General features: G+C 55.7%; 14 protein-coding genes. 3 read left to right on the top strand and 11 right to left on the bottom strand.

The window, feature by feature from the left end; translation table 11 throughout:
• Positions 1-21: 21 nt before the first annotated feature.
• The 9 genes from trpA to PXC00_RS00595 all read right to left on the bottom strand — a co-directional run bounded on the left by trpA (position 22) and on the right by PXC00_RS00595 (position 8,657).
• Positions 22-810 carry a tryptophan synthase subunit alpha gene (gene trpA / locus PXC00_RS00635; RefSeq protein ID WP_275844887.1) on the bottom strand — a complete coding sequence of 263 codons (789 nt, stop codon included), beginning with the start codon at positions 808-810 and terminating at the stop codon, positions 22-24.
• Complete coding sequence (trpB, locus tag PXC00_RS00630) at positions 807-1,991, bottom strand: tryptophan synthase subunit beta (RefSeq protein WP_275844888.1); 1,185 nt, start codon at positions 1,989-1,991, stop codon at positions 807-809. Before trpB ends, trpA begins: the two co-directional genes overlap by 4 nt.
• On the bottom strand, positions 1,984-2,580 hold the full coding sequence (locus tag PXC00_RS00625; protein WP_275844889.1) for a phosphoribosylanthranilate isomerase: 597 nt from the start codon (positions 2,578-2,580) through the stop codon (positions 1,984-1,986). The genes trpB and PXC00_RS00625 overlap by 8 nt, the downstream gene beginning before the upstream one ends.
• Positions 2,577-3,362, bottom strand: coding sequence for an indole-3-glycerol phosphate synthase TrpC (gene trpC / locus PXC00_RS00620; RefSeq protein ID WP_275844890.1), 786 nt, complete (start codon positions 3,360-3,362; stop codon positions 2,577-2,579). The genes PXC00_RS00625 and trpC overlap by 4 nt, the downstream gene beginning before the upstream one ends.
• Positions 3,359-4,375 carry an anthranilate phosphoribosyltransferase gene (trpD, locus tag PXC00_RS00615; RefSeq protein ID WP_275844891.1) on the bottom strand — a complete coding sequence of 339 codons (1,017 nt, stop codon included), beginning with the start codon at positions 4,373-4,375 and terminating at the stop codon, positions 3,359-3,361. Before trpD ends, trpC begins: the two co-directional genes overlap by 4 nt.
• A complete protein-coding gene (locus PXC00_RS00610; RefSeq protein WP_275844892.1) occupies positions 4,372-4,953 on the bottom strand; it encodes an anthranilate synthase component II in 582 nt (193 codons plus the stop codon). Before PXC00_RS00610 ends, trpD begins: the two co-directional genes overlap by 4 nt.
• Positions 4,937-6,427: an anthranilate synthase component I family protein gene (locus PXC00_RS00605; RefSeq protein ID WP_275844893.1), complete on the bottom strand. Its 1,491-nt coding sequence runs from the start codon at positions 6,425-6,427 to the stop codon at positions 4,937-4,939. The genes PXC00_RS00610 and PXC00_RS00605 overlap by 17 nt, the downstream gene beginning before the upstream one ends.
• 491 nt (positions 6,428-6,918) lie before the next feature.
• A complete protein-coding gene (locus PXC00_RS00600; RefSeq protein WP_275844894.1) occupies positions 6,919-7,929 on the bottom strand; it encodes a GGGtGRT protein in 1,011 nt (336 codons plus the stop codon).
• 26 nt (positions 7,930-7,955) lie between these two features.
• Positions 7,956-8,657 (bottom strand): iron-sulfur cluster assembly scaffold protein, encoded by a 702-nt coding sequence (locus PXC00_RS00595; protein ID WP_275844895.1) that lies wholly within the window; start codon positions 8,655-8,657, stop codon positions 7,956-7,958.
• Positions 8,658-8,999: 342 nt separating this feature from the next.
• Between PXC00_RS00595 and PXC00_RS00590 the strand changes: the two genes are divergently transcribed.
• The 3 genes from PXC00_RS00590 (at position 9,000) to PXC00_RS00580 (ending at position 13,663) form a co-directional block, all read left to right on the top strand.
• Positions 9,000-9,569, top strand: a complete 570-nt coding sequence (locus tag PXC00_RS00590) for a hypothetical protein (protein WP_275844896.1) — start codon at positions 9,000-9,002, stop codon at positions 9,567-9,569.
• Positions 9,570-9,840: 271 nt separating this feature from the next.
• A complete protein-coding gene (gene secA, locus PXC00_RS00585; protein ID WP_275844897.1) occupies positions 9,841-12,645 on the top strand; it encodes a preprotein translocase subunit SecA in 2,805 nt (934 codons plus the stop codon).
• Positions 12,646-12,805: 160 nt separating this feature from the next.
• Entirely contained in the window at positions 12,806-13,663 is an 858-nt protein-coding gene (locus tag PXC00_RS00580; protein WP_316935031.1) for a patatin-like phospholipase family protein, read from the top strand.
• A 320-nt stretch (positions 13,664-13,983) separates the two neighbouring features.
• On the opposite strand, the gene fba is transcribed toward PXC00_RS00580, so the two are convergent.
• Both fba and PXC00_RS00570 read right to left on the bottom strand, forming a co-directional pair.
• Positions 13,984-14,922: a class II fructose-1,6-bisphosphate aldolase gene (fba, locus tag PXC00_RS00575; RefSeq protein WP_275844899.1), complete on the bottom strand. Its 939-nt coding sequence runs from the start codon at positions 14,920-14,922 to the stop codon at positions 13,984-13,986.
• Positions 14,923-15,050: 128 nt separating this feature from the next.
• A complete protein-coding gene (locus tag PXC00_RS00570; protein WP_275844900.1) occupies positions 15,051-15,833 on the bottom strand; it encodes a DNA-3-methyladenine glycosylase family protein in 783 nt (260 codons plus the stop codon).
• Between the last annotated feature and the right edge of the window lie 486 nt (positions 15,834-16,319).

Here is a 16,319-nt window from a genome sequence, read left to right as displayed (position 1 = left end):
TAAACCCTGATTTTCCAGATTTTATCTGGCAGTGTCCACGCTCCGTAAGGCATCCTTCATGGACTTGACATACTCGTAAATGGGCTGGCCGGCGTTTTCACCATACTTCGCCGCAAGCTTGACGATGGCGCTGCCAACAATCACGCCGTCCGCAAGCTTGCCAATCTGCGCAGCCTGCTCCGGCGTGCTGACGCCGAAGCCCACTGCGGCGGGGGTGTCTGTACTTTCGCGTACTACCTGCAGAATTGCACCCAAATCGGTTTCGATTTTGCTGCGCACGCCGGTCACACCCATGGAGGACACCACATACAGAAAGCCCTCCGCTTCCGCCGCAATCTTGCGGATACGCTCGTGCGAAGTCGGGGCAACCATGGAAATGACCTGCACACCGCAGGGCGCGGCGGCCTGCACCACTTCGCCTTTTTCCTCAAACGGAACGTCCGGAATGATAATGCCGTCAATGCCCACCTGCGCGCAGCGTTTAAAGAAGCGCTCGTTTCCGTAGCTGAACACCGGATTATAGTAGGTCATGAACACCAGCGGCGCATCCGTCTTTTTCCGCAGGCGCTCTACCATCTCAAACACGCCGTCTGTGGTGGTGCCGGCGGAAAGGGCGCGCAGGTCTGCCTCCTGAATCACCGTGCCCTCTGCAATCGGGTCGGAAAAGGGAATGCCAATTTCCACTAAGTCACAGCCGCCGCGCAGCATTTCCAAAACAAATTCCTCTGTCTTTTCCAAAGACGGGTCACCTGCGGTGACAAAGCCGATGAACGCCTTGCCGCTTTCAAATGCCTTTGCAATCCTGTTCATTCTGTAAGCTCCTTTCCTCTGTAGCGCGCAATGGCCGCCACATCTTTATCCCCTCTGCCGGAAAGGCAGAGAATCATGCTCTGGTCTTTGCGCATGGTGGGTGCCAGCTTTCGGGCATACGCCACGGCGTGCGCGCTTTCAATGGCGCAAATAATTCCCTCTGTGCGCGCAAGGTACTCAAATGCATCCACGGCTTCGTCGTCTGTCACTGGCACATACTGCGCGCGCCCAATATCGTAAAGGTGTGCGTGCTCCGGCCCAATGCCGGGGTAATCCAGTCCGGCGGAAATCGAATATACCGGCGCAATCTGACCGTACTCGTTTTGGCAGAAGTAGGACTTCATACCGTGAAACACGCCCAGTTTTCCGGTGGCAATCGTTGCGGCGGTCTGCGCGGTGTTCACGCCGCGCCCCGCGGCCTCGCAGCCAATCAGCTTGACGTCTTTGTCCGGAATGAAATTGTAGAACATTCCCATGGCGTTGCTGCCGCCGCCCACACAAGCCAGCACCGCATCCGGCAGCTTGCCCTGCACCTGCAGAATCTGCTCCCGCGCCTCGCGGCTGATGACACTTTGGAAGTCGCGCACCATCATCGGGTACGGGTGCGGCCCCATCACGGAGCCTAAGCAGTAGGCGGTGTCCTCCACACGACTCGCCCACTCGCGCATGGCTTCGTTGACCGCATCCTTGAGCGTACCAGTGCCGGAAGTCACCGGATGAACCTTTGCCCCCAAAAGCTCCATGCGGTACACATTGAGCGCCTGCCGCTCGGTGTCCTTGATTCCCATGAAGATTTCGCACTCCATGCCCAGCAGCGCCGCGCCGGTGGCGGTTGCCACGCCGTGCTGCCCCGCGCCGGTTTCGGCAATCAGGCGGGTTTTACCCATGCGCTTGGCAAGCAGCGCCTGCCCCAGCACATTGTTGATTTTGTGCGAACCGGTGTGGTTCAAATCTTCGCGCTTCAGGTAGATTTTCGCGCCGCCCAATTCCTTTGTCATTTTTTCCGCGTAGTACAGCAGGGACGGCCGCCCGCTGTACTGCTTGTTCAGAGTGTCCAGCTCCGCTGTGAATTCCGGGTCATTTTGATAGTGCGCGTATGCCTTTTCCAGCGCGTCCAGCTCACTCATCAGCGTTTCCGGCACATACTGCCCGCCGTAGATTCCATATCTGCCCTTAGACATTTCGAATCCTCCTTATCAGTTCTGCAATTTTTGCCGCGTCCTTGACACCGTCCGTTTCCACACCACTGGAAACATCCGCCCCCCAGGGCCGCACCTGCCGCACCGCTTCCGCGGCATTTTCGGCGCAGAGTCCGCCCGCCAGAAACCACGGGCGGCGGATGTCGGGTATGAGATTCCAGTCAAATGTGCGTCCGGAGCCGCTGCCGCTGTCCAGCAGCAGCACATCCGCCGTACTGTTCAGCGCCCGCGCCGCATCCGCCGCGCTTTGCACGCGAAACGCGCGAATCACCGGAAAGCCCGCCTGCTGAATCTGCCGCACCATTTCCTCCGGCTCCTGCCCGTGCAGCTGCGCGACAGCAATGGTACCGGCGGAAAGCATGCTTAAAATCTCCTGCACCGGCTGATTGGCAAACACCCCCACCGGCACGATGCCGAAACGCAGTGCCCGCCGCAAAGCCGCCGCCTGCGCCGGCGTCACCCGCCTGCGGCTTTTTTCCGCAAACACGAACCCGGCAAAGTCCGGTCGGGCGGCATTCACCGCCTCGATGTCCTGCGGGCGTGTCAGCCCGCAGATTTTAATTTTCGTCATTCCGCCGCCTCCCGCAAAGCACGCAGCGCCGCACACCGATTCGGCGCACGCATGAGCGCCTCTCCAACCAGCACTGCATCGGCGCCCATCCGCCGCGCGGCGGCAACTTCTTTTGTGCCCTGCACACCGCTTTCGGAAACAAACAGCACACCGGACGGAACCAGCCTGCGCAGGCGCTCCGCCGCGTGCATATCCACGGTAAAATCCTGCAGGTTCCGGTTGTTGACGCCCATGATTTCCGCACCGCTGGCCAAAGCCCTGCGAATCTCCTCCTCGGTATGCGCTTCCACCAAAGCGGAAAGGCCGAGCGATGCCGCCAGTTCACGGTAATCCCGCAGCTCCCGGTCGCTGAGAAGCGCACAGATGAGCAGAACCGCCGAAGCACCCAGCAGCTTCGCCTCACAGATCATGTACGGGTCCACGGTAAAGTCCTTGCGCAGAACCGGCAAGCGGATTTTTCGCGCAATCTCCTGCAGATACCGGTCGCTGCCCAAAAACCACTGCGGCTCCGTGAGCACCGAAACCGCCGCCGCGCCCGCTTTTTCGTAGTCCTCTGCAATCTGTAAGTACGGAAAGTCCGGCGCGATGAGTCCTTTGCTCGGCGAAGCTTTTTTGACTTCGCAGATCAGCGAAAGTCCCGGCCCGCGCAGCGCCTGCGCGAACGGAAAGTCCTGCCCGGCGGGCAGCGCCTTTGCCTGCTCCAGAATCTGCGCATAGGGAACGCACTTTTTCCGCTGTACCACACGCGCCCGTGCGGCGGCGGCAAGCTCCTCCAGAATCATGCGGTTTCTCCGTTGGAAAGCCGGATAAACTGCTCCAACTGTGCCTTGGCGGCGCCGCTGTCGATGGTCTGGGCGGCAAGGCGCACACCGTCCTGCAGGCTGCTCACCTTTCCGGCAATCTTCAGCGCGGCGGCGGTGTTCAGCAGCACCGCGTCCCGCTTGGGGCCTTTTTCACCTGCCAAAATCGCGCGGGTGATGGCGGCGTTTTCCTGCGGCGTGCCGCCCACAAGCTCCTCTTTCCGGCAGCGAGGCAGCCCGACTTCCTCCGGTGTCAGGACATATGAAGTATATCCGCCGTCCTGCAGTTCGCACACCGTGGTGGGTGCGGAAAGGGAGATTTCGTCCAGACGGTCCTGCCCGTAAACCACCATGCCGCGCTTGACGCCGAGGTTGGTCAGCACGCGTGCAAGCGGCTCTACCAACGATTCATCGTAGACGCCCATCAGTTCCATATTGGCGCCCGCAGGGTTTGAAAGCGGCCCCAAAATATTAAACACGGTGCGAATGCCCAGCTCTTTGCGCACCGGTGCCACATACTTCATCGCAATATGATAATTCTGCGCGAACAGAAAGCAGAGGTTGATTTTTTTCAGCAGCTGTGTGCTTTTTTCCGGCGGCAGAACGATATTGACGCCCAGCGCCTCCAGGACGTCTGCCGCGCCGCATTTACTGGAGGCCGCGCGGTTGCCGTGCTTTGCCACCGGCACGCCCGCCGCGGAAATGACCACGGCAGAGGTGGTGGAGATATTAAAGGAATTGGCGTTGTCGCCGCCGGTGCCCACAATCTCCAGAACGTCCATATCGTGCAGCAGCTTGACGCAGTGCGCGCGCATACCCGCCGCAGAGGCGGTGATTTCGTCAATGGTTTCGCCCTTCATACGCAGCGCGGTCAGGTACGCGCCCATCTGCGCCTGCGTGGTTTTTCCGCTCATAATTTCATCCATGACCGTATTGGCGGTGGCGTAATCGAGGTTTTTCCCTTCGGTAAGGGTGGCAATTGCTTCTTTAATCATGACAAATCGCTCCTTTGCAAAAAGTTTTCTAAGATTGTTTTTCCCTGTGGCGTCAGGATGGACTCCGGGTGAAACTGCAGGCCGTACACGGGCAGCGTTTTGTGCTGCACCGCCATGACTTCTCCGTCATCCAAGCTGCGCGCTGTTACCAAAAGCTCCGGCGGCAGGGTGCTTTCGTCCAGCGCAAGCGAATGATACCGCGCCGCGCCGATGGTTTCCGGCAAGCCATCAAACAGCGGGCAGCCCTTGGCAAGGCGCACCGGCGACTGCCGCCCGTGCATCAGCCGTTTGGCGTACCCAATGGTTCCGCCAAACGCTTCACAAATGGCCTGGTGCCCCAGACACACCCCTAAAAGCGGCACCCGCCCGGCAAAGTACCGCACCGCCTCCTCGCAGATGCCCGCCTCTGCGGGGCGGCCCGGCCCAGGACTGAGCACCACCGCCCGCGGGTGCAGCTGCTCAACCTGCGCGACCGTCACTTCGTTGTTGCGCACCACGCGGATTTCCGGGTCAATAGAGCCGAGCAGCTGATACAGGTTATAGGAAAAGCTGTCGTAGTTATCAATCAGTACAAGCACTGTCAATCCCCCCCTGTGCTTCTTCCAGTGCGGTTACAACCGCTTTTGCCTTTTGAATGCATTCCTGATACTCGCGCTCCGGCACGCTGTCTGCCACAATGCCGGCGCCGGAACGAACAAACACCTTGCCGTTTTTCTGAAAAGCGAAACGAATGGCAATACAGGTGTCCAGATTTCCGGTGAAGTCCAGATACCCGACCGCACCGCCGTAAATGCCGCGCTTGTTGTTTTCCAGCTCGTTGATAATCTGGCAGGCACGGAACTTCGGCGCACCGGAAAGCGTTCCGGCGGGCAGCACGGACGCAATGACATCGGCGGCGGTGCAGCCCTCCCGCAGCGCCCCCGCCACGGTGGAGCCAAGGTGCATGATGTGCGAAAAGCGCAGTACCTGCAGGTGCTTTTCCACGTGCACGGTGCCGAATTTACTGATGCGGCCCAAATCATTGCGTCCCAGATCCACCAGCATATTGTGCTCGGAAAGTTCCTTCGGATCGGCAAGCAGCTCCGCCTCCAGCGCCTCATCCTGCGCCGGCGTCTGGCCGCGCGGACGGGAGCCGGCAAGCGGAAAGGTGTGCAGAACACCGTCCTGCAGCTTTACCAAAGTTTCCGGTGAAGCACCGGCAATCTCCATTTCGTCGCTGCAGAAAAAGAACATATACGGCGAGGGGTTCAGCGTGCGCAGCACACGATAGGTATCTAACAGGCTGCCCGTAAAGTCCGCCTCCAGACGGTTGCTGAGAACCACCTGAAAAATATCTCCCTCCCGAATGTACTGCTTCGCGCGTTCCACCATGGTGCAGTACTGCGCTTTGCTGAACAAATGCCGTACCGGAGAAGTCAGCCGCCCCGGGTTTTGCGGTGCCGGTGCCCCGGTACGCACCAGCTCCGCCAATGCTTTCAGCGCCGCCTGCGCCGCCGCATAAGCCGCCTGCACATCGCCGGTCAGCGGCATATTGACTGTCAAAATCAGTTTCTGCCGCAGGTTGTCAAATGCAATCACCTTGTCAAACAGCATGAGGTCAACATCGTTAAAGTGCTCCTGATCCTCTGCGTCCAGCCGCAGGCGCGGCTCACTGTACTTGATGTAATCGTACGAAAAGTAACCGACCAACCCGCCGGTAAAGGGCGGCATTCCCGGCAGGCGCGGGCTTTTGTGCGCGGCCAGGATTTTTTCCAGTTCCGCACCGGGGCTGTCGGTGTGAAAGCTGCGCTGTGTCTTCCCGCGGATGCGCATTTGCCCGTTTGTACAGGTGATTTCCAGTTTCGGGTCAAATCCCAGAAACGTGTAGCGCCCCCACTGCTTGGTGTCCTCCACGCTTTCCAGCAAGAAGCAGTGGATGCTCTTTGCCTGCAGAATCCGCAGAACCTGCAGGGGGGTTGTGCGGTCGGCGTAAAGCTCACAGCTGACCGGAAGCACCCGGTATATGCCCTGCGCGGCAAAGCGCCGGGCTTCCTCTAACGACGGTTTTGTCATGATGCGTCCCTCCCAACGCGTTTTCCCCGGGCGGGCATAAAAAAGACCCGCCCAAGGCAAACAAAAGAATTTGTCTGCCAAGGACGGGCCTGAAACTTCAAGCTCGCGGTGCCACCTTGCTTTGCGGTATAAAAACCGCACCCTTTGCGGGGTACCAACATACCCCCGACCCATTACGCAGGCCTTGCGTCACGGAATACTCGGCAGAAGCTGCCTTTGACCGTGCCCTCAGTGGTCCATTTAACGTTCTGCTCGCGGTCCGTTCTCATCTGCCCGGACTCTCTGTACGCGCTGGAATCGTTTTTATCTCCACTTCATCGGTTTAACAGGAAACATTATGAAATTGTTTCTTCTATTATACGCAGTCCTTCCGCTTTGTCAACCGCTTTTTGAAAATTTCCAATGATTTTAAACGAAAAATCCGCCGCCAGCCCCAAAAGGGCATAAAAAAGCCCCCGTAAAGGGGGCTGCCGAACTTTGCTGAATCAAACTCAGCCCTTGCAAGCCTCGTAAACTGCCACTGCACACGCAACGGTTGCACCGACCATCGGGTTGTTGCCCATGCCGATGAGGCCCATCATCTCCACGTGCGCCGGCACGGAAGAGGAACCTGCGAACTGCGCATCGCTATGCATACGACCCATGGAGTCGGTCAAGCCGTAAGAAGCCGGTCCTGCGCCCATGTTGTCGGGGTGCAGGGTACGACCCGTGCCGCCGCCGGAAGCGACGGAGAAGTAATGGCGGCCGTTCTCGTTGCACCACTTTTTATAGGTGCCTGCAACCAAGTGCTGGAAGCGGGTCGGGTTCGTGGAGTTACCGGTAATGGAAACATCGACGCCCTCCATGCGCATGATGGCGACACCTTCCTGTACGTCGTTCGCGCCGTAGCACTTAATCTGCGCACGCTCGCCGTTGGAGTAAGCGATTTCTTCAACCACATTGACTTTGTCGTTAAAGAAGTCATAGTCGGTCTTTACATAGGTAAAGCCGTTGATACGGGAAATGATATAGGCGGCGTCTTTGCCCAGGCCGTTCAGGATGACACGCAGCGGCTCTTTGCGGGCGCGGTTTGCCGTGCGGGCAATGCCGATAGCGCCCTCAGCGGCTGCGAAGCTCTCGTGGCCTGCGAGGAACGCAAAGCACTTGGTTTCGTCGTGCAGCAGACGTGCGCCGAGGTTGCCGTGACCCAGACCGACGTTGCGGTGCTCTGCAACGGAGCCGGGCACGCAGAATGCCTGCAGACCGACACCGATGAGTTCGCTTGCTTCCGCGGCGGATTTCACGCCTTTTTTCAGGCCCAGTGCAACACCGAGGGTGTAAGCCCAAACCGCGTTGTCAAACGCGATGGGCTGTACGCTCTTTACAATCTTATCAACGTCGATTCCCTTGGAAAGGCACAGGTCGCGTGCTTCTTCCAGGGAGCCGAGGCCGTTTTCTTTCAGGAATGCCTCGATCTTCGGCATTCTTCTCTCTTTACCTTCAAAGCTGACATCGTTTGCCATGGTTTTGAATCCTCCTTTGTTGTTTCTTATTCGTTGCGGGGGTCAATATACTTGACAACGCCGTCTTCTTTGCTGTAACGGCCGTAATGACCGACGTTTGCCTTATAGGCTTCCTCGGGGTTTGTGCCCTTGCGGATAGCGTCCATCATCTTGCCGACGTTTACAAATTCATAGCCGATGACTTCGTCATTTTTGTCCAGAGCCATGTGCAGAACATAGCCCTCGGTCATCTCCATGTAGCGCACGCCCTTGGCTTCTGTGCTGTACATGGTGCCGACCATGCTGCGCAGACCCTTGCCCAGATCGTCCAGACCTGCGCCGATGGGCAGGCCGCCCTCGGAGAAAGCAGTCTGGCTGCGGCCGTAAACGATCTGCTTAAACAGCTCGCGCATAGCGACGTTGATTGCATCACATACGAGGTCGGTGTTCAGGCACTCGAGGATGGTTTTGCCGGGCAGAATCTCAGCTGCCATGGCGGCGGAGTGGGTCATGCCGGAGCAGCCGATTGTTTCGACCAGCGCTTCCTTGACCACGCCTTCTTTGACGTTCAGCGTCAGCTTGCAGGCGCCCTGCTGCGGCGCGCACCAGCCAACACCATGTGTCAGACCAGAAATGTCTTTAATGTCATAAGCCTTTACCCACTTGCCCTCTTCGGGGATCGGGGCGGGGCCGTGCTTGGGGCCTTTTGTGACTGTGCACATGTTTTCCACTTTAGCGGAATAGTTCATAGCGGTACTCCTTTCGATTTCAAGTCCTTGGTTTTTTCCTGAAAAGGGGCCTGCGCACAGCAGGCGCCCCAACCAATGATCGTTTCCTATTATAGGACTTTTCGACACACTTCGCAACTGGATTTGTGAAGATTCAGACAAGGCATATGGCCGCGCGCACTTTCTGCGTTTTCTCACAAAAATGCGGAGGGCTTTAAAGAACTTACTGGAAATTTTTTTCAAAAGTATTGCGATTTTAGTTGTAATTGTTATAATGATATTAGAGTTTTTGTGCATTGGAAGTGGAAAAAGGAAACTTCCTACAGTGCGCACGGTCACAAACTGTCAGAAAGGAGCCTCCTGATGAAAAAATGCAAAAAGAGATTCGTTATTCCTGTTGCGATTGTGGCAGCCGTCCTGATTGCGGGAATGGCGGTGTACTTTCACGGCCCGGGGGTTGACGCGGAAAAAGGGCCCTTTATTACAGAAGCGCAGGCAAAGGAAATTGCTCAGCAGGCAGTTTCCACCTCTGCGGACGGGACGTGGACCAAAAACAGCAAAGTGACCTTTCTTTTGCCGGAACACGACCTTGCCGGAAATATCGTCATGTATAACTGCCGCGTGGAAACAGACGGAAAACCCACCGGCGATATTTCCGTTATGACACAAAACGGCGGTTCACAGGGCAGCAGCAATAACGGCTCCACATTGGCGTACTGCGACCGGAAGCTGCAGACCGCCGCAAAGCGAAATGCACAGGCGGACGACTATCTGGTAAATGGCGCACAGTGCGGGTATGATGTTGCGCTGAAAAATGAAGACGGCAGTTATACCGTTGCAGAAATGAACGGCAAACCGAAAACCATCTCCAGCCGCCGGTTTCTGTGGCACGCTTGGTTTTACAAGCATTGTAGAATTTCTGGCTGGGCGTAAGAAACAGCCTGCGCGTTTCGAAGCGCCGGCGTTTCTCCTAGAAAAAGTTCGCATTTCACACCCGCAGCGGGATTCTATAAAAAACGCAGTCAAAATTATAAAGCAGAGAACAGGCACAGGAAAAAACTGCGCCCGCTCCCTGCTTTTCGCATTTTCATCGGCCAAATTCACAGAAAATCTCTTTCCTTTTGAAACGTGCTATGCTATAATCTAAAAGTATGTAATCATTTTGGAAATCGGTAGCTGGAATTTACCGTTATGAGGTGACACTATGCCAAACAATATCCTGACCAAATTCTTCGGGAACTACAGCAAGCGCGAGCTGAAACGCGTTCAGCCCATCTGCGACGCGGTGCTGGCACTCGAGGACAAGTATAAAGCGCTTTCAGATGAAGAACTGAAAGCGCAGACCCCCATGCTGAAGGAGCGGCTGGAGTCCGGCGAAAGCTTAGACGACATCCTGCCCGACGCGTTTGCTGTCTGCCGCGAGGCCAGCGCCCGCGTGCTGGAAATGCGCCACTTCCCGGTGCAGATTGTCGGCGGTATCGTTCTGCATCAGGGCCGTATTGCCGAGATGAAGACCGGCGAAGGCAAAACGCTGGTCGCCACCCTGCCCGCCTACTTAAACGCGCTGGCAGGCAAGGGCGTGCACATTGTAACCGTCAACGATTACCTCGCCCGCCGCGACAGTGAGTGGATGGGCAAGGTGTATCGCTTCCTCGGTCTTTCCGTCGGTCTGATCACGCATGAAAAGGACAACGCCGCCCGCAAGGAAGCATATGCCGCCGACATCACCTACGGTACCAACAACGAATACGGTTTCGATTATCTGCGCGACAACATGGTCATTTACAAAGAGGACAAGGTACAGCGCGGCCACAGCTTCTCCATCGTGGATGAGGTGGACTCCATCTTAATTGATGAAGCGCGCACCCCGCTGATTATCTCCGGCCCCGGCGACAAATCCACCGAGATGTACACCGTTGCCGACCACTTTGCGCAAACCTTAAAAGTCGTAAAAGTCGCAGAGCTGAACGATAAGGAAGACAACGACGCCATTTACACAGATGCGGACTACATTGTGGATGAAAAAGCAAAAACCGCCACGCTGACACCTTCCGGCGTGAAAAAAGCGGAAGCTTTCTTCCACGTGGACAACCTGACCGATGCGGAAAATATTGGCATTCAGCATTATGTCAACCAAGCCATTAAGGCGCGCGGTGTCATGACCCGCGATGTGGACTATGTGGTCAAAGACGGTGAAGTCATCATCGTTGACGAATTCACCGGCCGCCTGATGTATGGCCGCCGCTATAACGAAGGTCTGCATCAGGCCATCGAAGCGAAGGAGGGTGTGAAAGTTGCCCGCGAAAGCAAGACGCTGGCAACCATCACGTTCCAGAACTACTTCCGTCTGTACGACAAGCTTTCCGGTATGACCGGCACCGCCATGACGGAAGAGGATGAATTCCGCGAAATCTACAAACTGGACGTTGTGGAAATTCCCACAAACAAGCCAATGGTTCGTGAGGATCTGCACGACGTTGTTTACAAAACGGAAAAGGCAAAGTTTAACGCAGTCATCGACGACATTGTGGAGCACCACGAAAAGGGACAGCCGGTTCTGGTCGGCACCATTTCCATTGAAAAGAGCGAGGAACTCTCCAAAATGCTGAAACTGCGCGGCATTCCGCACGTGGTTTTGAACGCAAAGTACCACGAAAAGGAAGCGGAGATTGTTTCGCAGGCGGGCAAAAAGGGCGCCGTCACCATTGCAACGAACATGGCAGGCCGCGGCACCGATATCATGCTGGGCGGCAACAGCGAATATATGGCCAAAAGCGAAATGCGCCGCATGGGCTTCAGCGAGGAAATGATTGCACAAGCAACTGCTTACGGCGAAACCGACAATGTCGATATTCTCAATGCTCGTAAAACATTTAAGGAATTAGAGGATAAGTACAAAGAGGAAATCCGTCCGGAAGCGCAGGCAGTGCGCGATGCAGGCGGCCTTTTCATCATCGGTACCGAGCGCCACGAGTCCCGCCGAATTGATAACCAGCTGCGCGGCCGTGCCGGACGTCAGGGCGACCCCGGTATGTCCCGCTTCTACATTTCTCTGGAAGACAACCTGATGCGTCTGTTCGGCGGCGAACGTGTCGCGGCGATGATGGAAACCCTTAACGTGGACGAAGACACGCCGATTGAAAACAAAATGCTGACCAAAACCATCGAAAACGCCCAGCGTAAAATTGAAGGCCGCAACTTTGGCATTCGTAAAGACGTGCTGAAGTATGACGATGTTAACTCCCGCCAGCGCGAGATTATCTACAAGCAGCGCGACCAGGTGCTCAACGGTGAAAACGTGCATACGCAGGTCATGGAAATGATCAAGCAGGCGATTGAAAACCAGGCCAAGCTTTACCTGCCGATGGATGATGCTAATCTGGAAAATCCACGTCAGAATTGGAACTTTGACGGCCTGCGCGACCACTACATGGGGTGGCTGCTTACCGAGGATGACTTCATTTACACCGAAGAAGAGCGCAAAACGCTCAAGCCGGAAGATGTGTCGGCGGCACTGTATGAAAAGGCTGTGCAAATCTGTGACCAACGCGAGCAGCAGTTCGGCGAGGATATCTGCCGTGAGTTGGAGCGCGTAATTCTGCTGAAAAACGTCGACACCGAGTGGATGGATCACATCGACGCGATGGAAGAACTGCAGCGCGGCATTCGCCTGCGTGCTTACGGGCAGAAAGATCCAGTGGTCGAATACCGGCTGGAAAGCTTCGATATGTTTGACGCGATGATCGACACCATCCGGGAAAACACCGCCCGCATGATGCTGACAGTGCGCCTGCACACGCAGGAGGAACCGCAGCGCGAGCAGGTTCTGGAGCCGACCACAGCCTCCGGCGCACCAGAGGGCGAGGAAGCACCGCAGCCAGAATCGCATGAAGGCCGCAAAATTGGCCGCAATGAACCGTGTCCCTGCGGCAGTGGCTTGAAATGGAAAAAGTGCACCTGCGAAAAATATCACCCGAAAGACGGCAGCCAGCCGTACATTACGGACTAAAATACAGAAGTGCCGCCGGGCCGTGTGCAAAGGCACATGACCGGCGGCACTTTTCTATGCAGGAACCAAAATAAACTTTTTGTATTTTTTTGCAGTTTTATACGAATTGTTGCAGAAACACCGTGGGTGGCAGCCACTGTTTCAACAGAATGAAGGAGCGATGTGGAAAATGATCGGGGTTGTGGATGTGGGCGGCGGTTTGCGCGGTGTTTATGGCGCAGGCGTACTAGACTACTGCCTGGAAAATGGAATCCAGTTTGATTACGGAATCGGCGTTTCTGCGGGCAGCGCCAATATTGGCGCCTACTTTGCAAAGCAACACGGCCGAAACTACCGGTATTACACCAAGTATTCCTTCCGCAAGGAATATATGAGCCTTGGCAACTTTCTGCGCAAAGGCTCCTACATTGATTTGGAGTATGTTTACGGAACATTGGCAAACCAAAGTGGCGAGGATCCGCTGGACTACGCCGCGATTGCGCGGTCAAACGCGGTTCTGCAGGTCGTGGCAACCAACGCGCTGACCGGCAAGCCGGTTTACTTCGGAAAAGAAGACATTGCGCAGGACAACTACCAGATTATGATGGCTTCCTCCTGTATTCCGGTGGTCTGCAAACCGTACGAAATTGGCGGCGTGCCGTACTTTGACGGCGGCCTTTCCGACCCGGTGCCGGTGCAGAAGGCACTGGATGACGGCTGCGAAAAAGTAGTCGTGATTCTCACCAAGCCGGAAGCCACCCTGCGCGAACCCAAGCATGACGCGCTGCCCGCGCGCCTGCTGCGGCGCAAATACCCGCAGGCGGCCGAAGCGCTGCGGCTGCGCTACCAAACCTACAATGACGGCGTCGCCTTGGCGCAGAAATATGCAAAGGACGGTCGGGTACTGCTGGTTGCCCCGGACGACTGCTGCGGAATGCAGACGCTGACAAAAGACCGCAGCTGCATTGACCAAATGTATCGGAAAGCCCTGCAGGACGGCAAAAAGATTCTGCAGTTTCTCGCTTTTTCGCAGACGTAAAAGCGGAATACCGCCATAAGCGTCCAGGGTTCTTTCATTGGTTTGGTGGGTGTGATTGCTGCTGCACTGTAAAAAATTTTGGGTCTGTTGGAAGAGATTCGCTTTGTGAAATTACGTCTCGTATAATTTAAAATGATTTATACAGCTTTCCACACTCTCAACAGAGTTTTCAACCGATGCGTGGAAAAGTGCGGAAAATCGCCTGCAAAAAGCAGCAAAAGCGAAAAACAGCAGCAGAAAACCCCCTCAAAATCAAAAGAAGCAAAAAAACAAGCCCTCGGTGTCAAAACCGAAGGGCTTGTTCTGTTTCTATCAAAAAATCAGGCTTTACCGTCGCAGCCCATGACCTCTGTAATCTTATGGGCAACCATGTCCTTCACTGCCTGACGAGCGGGCGCAAGGTACTGGCGCGGGTCAAAGTGGTCGGGATGCTCGGAGAAGTACTTGCGGATGGAAGCGGTCATGGCAAGGCGGATGTCGGAGTCTACGTTAATCTTGCAGACAGCCATCTTTGCGGCCTTGCGCAGTTCGCTTTCCGGAATGCCGATGGCATTCGGCATATTGCCGCCGTACTGGTTAATAATCTTGACAAATTCCTGCGGAACGCTGGAAGCGCCGTGCAGAACAATTGGGAAACCGGGCAGGCGCTTGGAAACTTCCTCAAGGATGTCCAGGCGCAGCTTCGGATCCTGGCCAGGCTTAAACTTATATGCGCCGTGGCTGGTGCCAATGGCGATTGCGAGGCTGTCAACACCGGTACGATTGACAAACTCCTCCACCTGGTTGGGGTCAGTGTACATAGCCTTGTCGGCTTCAACGGAAACTTCGTCTTCGACGCCGCCCAGCGTGCCCAACTCGGCCTCCACGGTTACATTATATTTATGTGCATATTCCACAACTTTTGCAGCCTCGGCGACGTTCTCATCAAACGGCTTGGAAGAACCGTCGAACATTACAGAGGTAAAGCCGTCGTCGATGCAGGCTTTGCACATTTCAAACGACGGGCCGTGATCCAGGTGCAGGGTAATCGGAATATCCGGATTTTCAGCAACAGCCGCTTCGACCAGCTTCACCAGATAGGTGGGGTTGGCGTAAGCGCGCGCGCCTTTGGAAACCTGCAGAATTACAGGGGCTTTCAGTTCTCCTGCCGCTTCTGTAATGCCCTGAATGATTTCCATGTTGTTTACGTTGAAAGCGCCAATTGCATAGCCGCCCTCGTAAGCCTTTTTAAACATTTCCTTGGTGTTTACTAATGCCATGGTTTTCACACTCCTAATCTTATTTCGCACTTTTATTATACAACAGTTATGCCCAAAAAGGAACACAAACTTGCCGGAACCGCGAATTTGTTAAAAGATTATCGCGCAATGACACAAAAGCAGCATTCTCAGCCTGCCGCGACACCGTTCCGCGCCCAATTAAAAATATACTGCTGGGCAAGCCCCGCCGCCGCACCGAACGCCGCCGGCTCCACGCCCGGAAACCACTGCGCCATGGCACGCTTCATCCAAACATCCACCGGAAACGCCTCCATACGGTGCAGCCCATACAACAGCGTGCAGTCCGCCACCTTCGGCCCCACGCCGACAATCTGCATCAGCGCAGCACGCGCCTCGGCAAGCGGCACCGTACGCAGCTGCTCCAGCGGCACAGTGCCGTCTGCCACTTTTTGCGCCGCATCCAGCAGATAGCGTGCCCGAAACCCGCATCGCAGCGGCGCGAGCTGTGCTTCTGTCAGCCCGGCCAGCGTTTCGGGACGCGGAAACGGATGTGCGGCGGCGCTCTCCTGAAACGCCGCGTGTGGCAGCGGCTCTTCGGTCTCTTGGCAAAGGCGGCTGACAATCCCCTGGATGCGCGGAATATTGTTATTCTGCGACAGAATAAACGAGCAGAGCGCTTCCCATGGGTCCTGCCGCAAGATATGGATGCCCGCGCTCTGCCGGGCTGCCTCGCGCAGATTGGGGTGCAGTTCGGCAAGCTGACCGCGCAGGGTTTCATAATCGGTATCGAAGTCAAAGTAGCGGCGCCAAAACGGATTCTGCTCCAGTTTCGGCAGATCCTGCTGCGTCAGGACCAGACGGCGACCGCCGGCGGTGCCGGCAAACACATCCGGCGCGATTTCGCGCCAACGGAAACACTGCCCGCAAAGCAGGGTTCTGCGAAGATTCAAAGCAACAGACTCCTTTCTTCCTTCCGTACAGCGGAAATTTTTCGCGGAAAAATGTGGGGATTTAAAATATCTGTAAAAAATGTTATAATACAGCGAAACAAAGTGTTTCGCGGCGGAATTTGCTCTCAGTATAGCATGAAAATACGGAAAGTTAAAGGGGCGCGCTGCCCTTTTGTTTACATAATCTGTTTTCCACCGCAGGTGCATATTTATCAAAAGGGCTTGGTTTCGCGAGTTATCCACACTTTCAACAGAGTTATCCACATTCTCCACCTGGTTTTCCACTTGGATTATGTAAACTTGTGCAAATACGTTTTGTATAAACGCCGTTTCCGTGGGAAAAATCCGTATGTATATTCTTTTATAGAATTATATTTCTGCGTGAAAATTCAACCATTCCACCGGGAAAACTTTTTCAGTGGAAAACCCGCGCGCCCCCCACCTCGCTGTGGCGCCTTCCTTCAACATTTTTTCTGAAAGAACGTG

Source organism: Caproicibacterium argilliputei (genome assembly GCF_029211325.2).
In the GTDB taxonomy this organism is placed as follows: Bacteria; Bacillota; Clostridia; order Oscillospirales; family Acutalibacteraceae; genus Caproicibacterium; species Caproicibacterium argilliputei.
This window is presented reverse-complemented; position numbering and strand designations above follow the sequence as displayed.

Bases quoted from the DNA above. Each gene is read 5' to 3' on its own strand.
- trpA (WP_275844887.1), bottom strand. From the start codon at position 810: ATGAACAGGATTGCAAAGGCATTTGAAAGCGGCAAGGCGTTCATCGGC.
- trpB (WP_275844888.1), bottom strand. From the start codon at position 1,991: ATGTCTAAGGGCAGATATGGAATCTACGGCGGGCAGTATGTGCCGGAA.
- PXC00_RS00625 (WP_275844889.1), bottom strand. From the start codon at position 2,580: ATGACGAAAATTAAAATCTGCGGGCTGACACGCCCGCAGGACATCGAG.
- trpC (WP_275844890.1), bottom strand. From the start codon at position 3,362: ATGATTCTGGAGGAGCTTGCCGCCGCCGCACGGGCGCGTGTGGTACAG.
- trpD (WP_275844891.1), bottom strand. From the start codon at position 4,375: ATGATTAAAGAAGCAATTGCCACCCTTACCGAAGGGAAAAACCTCGAT.
- PXC00_RS00605 (WP_275844893.1), bottom strand. From the start codon at position 6,427: ATGACAAAACCGTCGTTAGAGGAAGCCCGGCGCTTTGCCGCGCAGGGC.
- PXC00_RS00600 (WP_275844894.1), bottom strand. From the start codon at position 7,929: ATGGCAAACGATGTCAGCTTTGAAGGTAAAGAGAGAAGAATGCCGAAG.
- PXC00_RS00595 (WP_275844895.1), bottom strand. From the start codon at position 8,657: ATGAACTATTCCGCTAAAGTGGAAAACATGTGCACAGTCACAAAAGGC.
- PXC00_RS00590 (WP_275844896.1), top strand. From the start codon at position 9,000: ATGAAAAAATGCAAAAAGAGATTCGTTATTCCTGTTGCGATTGTGGCA.
- secA (WP_275844897.1), top strand. From the start codon at position 9,841: ATGCCAAACAATATCCTGACCAAATTCTTCGGGAACTACAGCAAGCGC.
- PXC00_RS00580 (WP_316935031.1), top strand. From the start codon at position 12,806: ATGTGGAAAATGATCGGGGTTGTGGATGTGGGCGGCGGTTTGCGCGGT.
- fba (WP_275844899.1), bottom strand. From the start codon at position 14,922: ATGGCATTAGTAAACACCAAGGAAATGTTTAAAAAGGCTTACGAGGGC.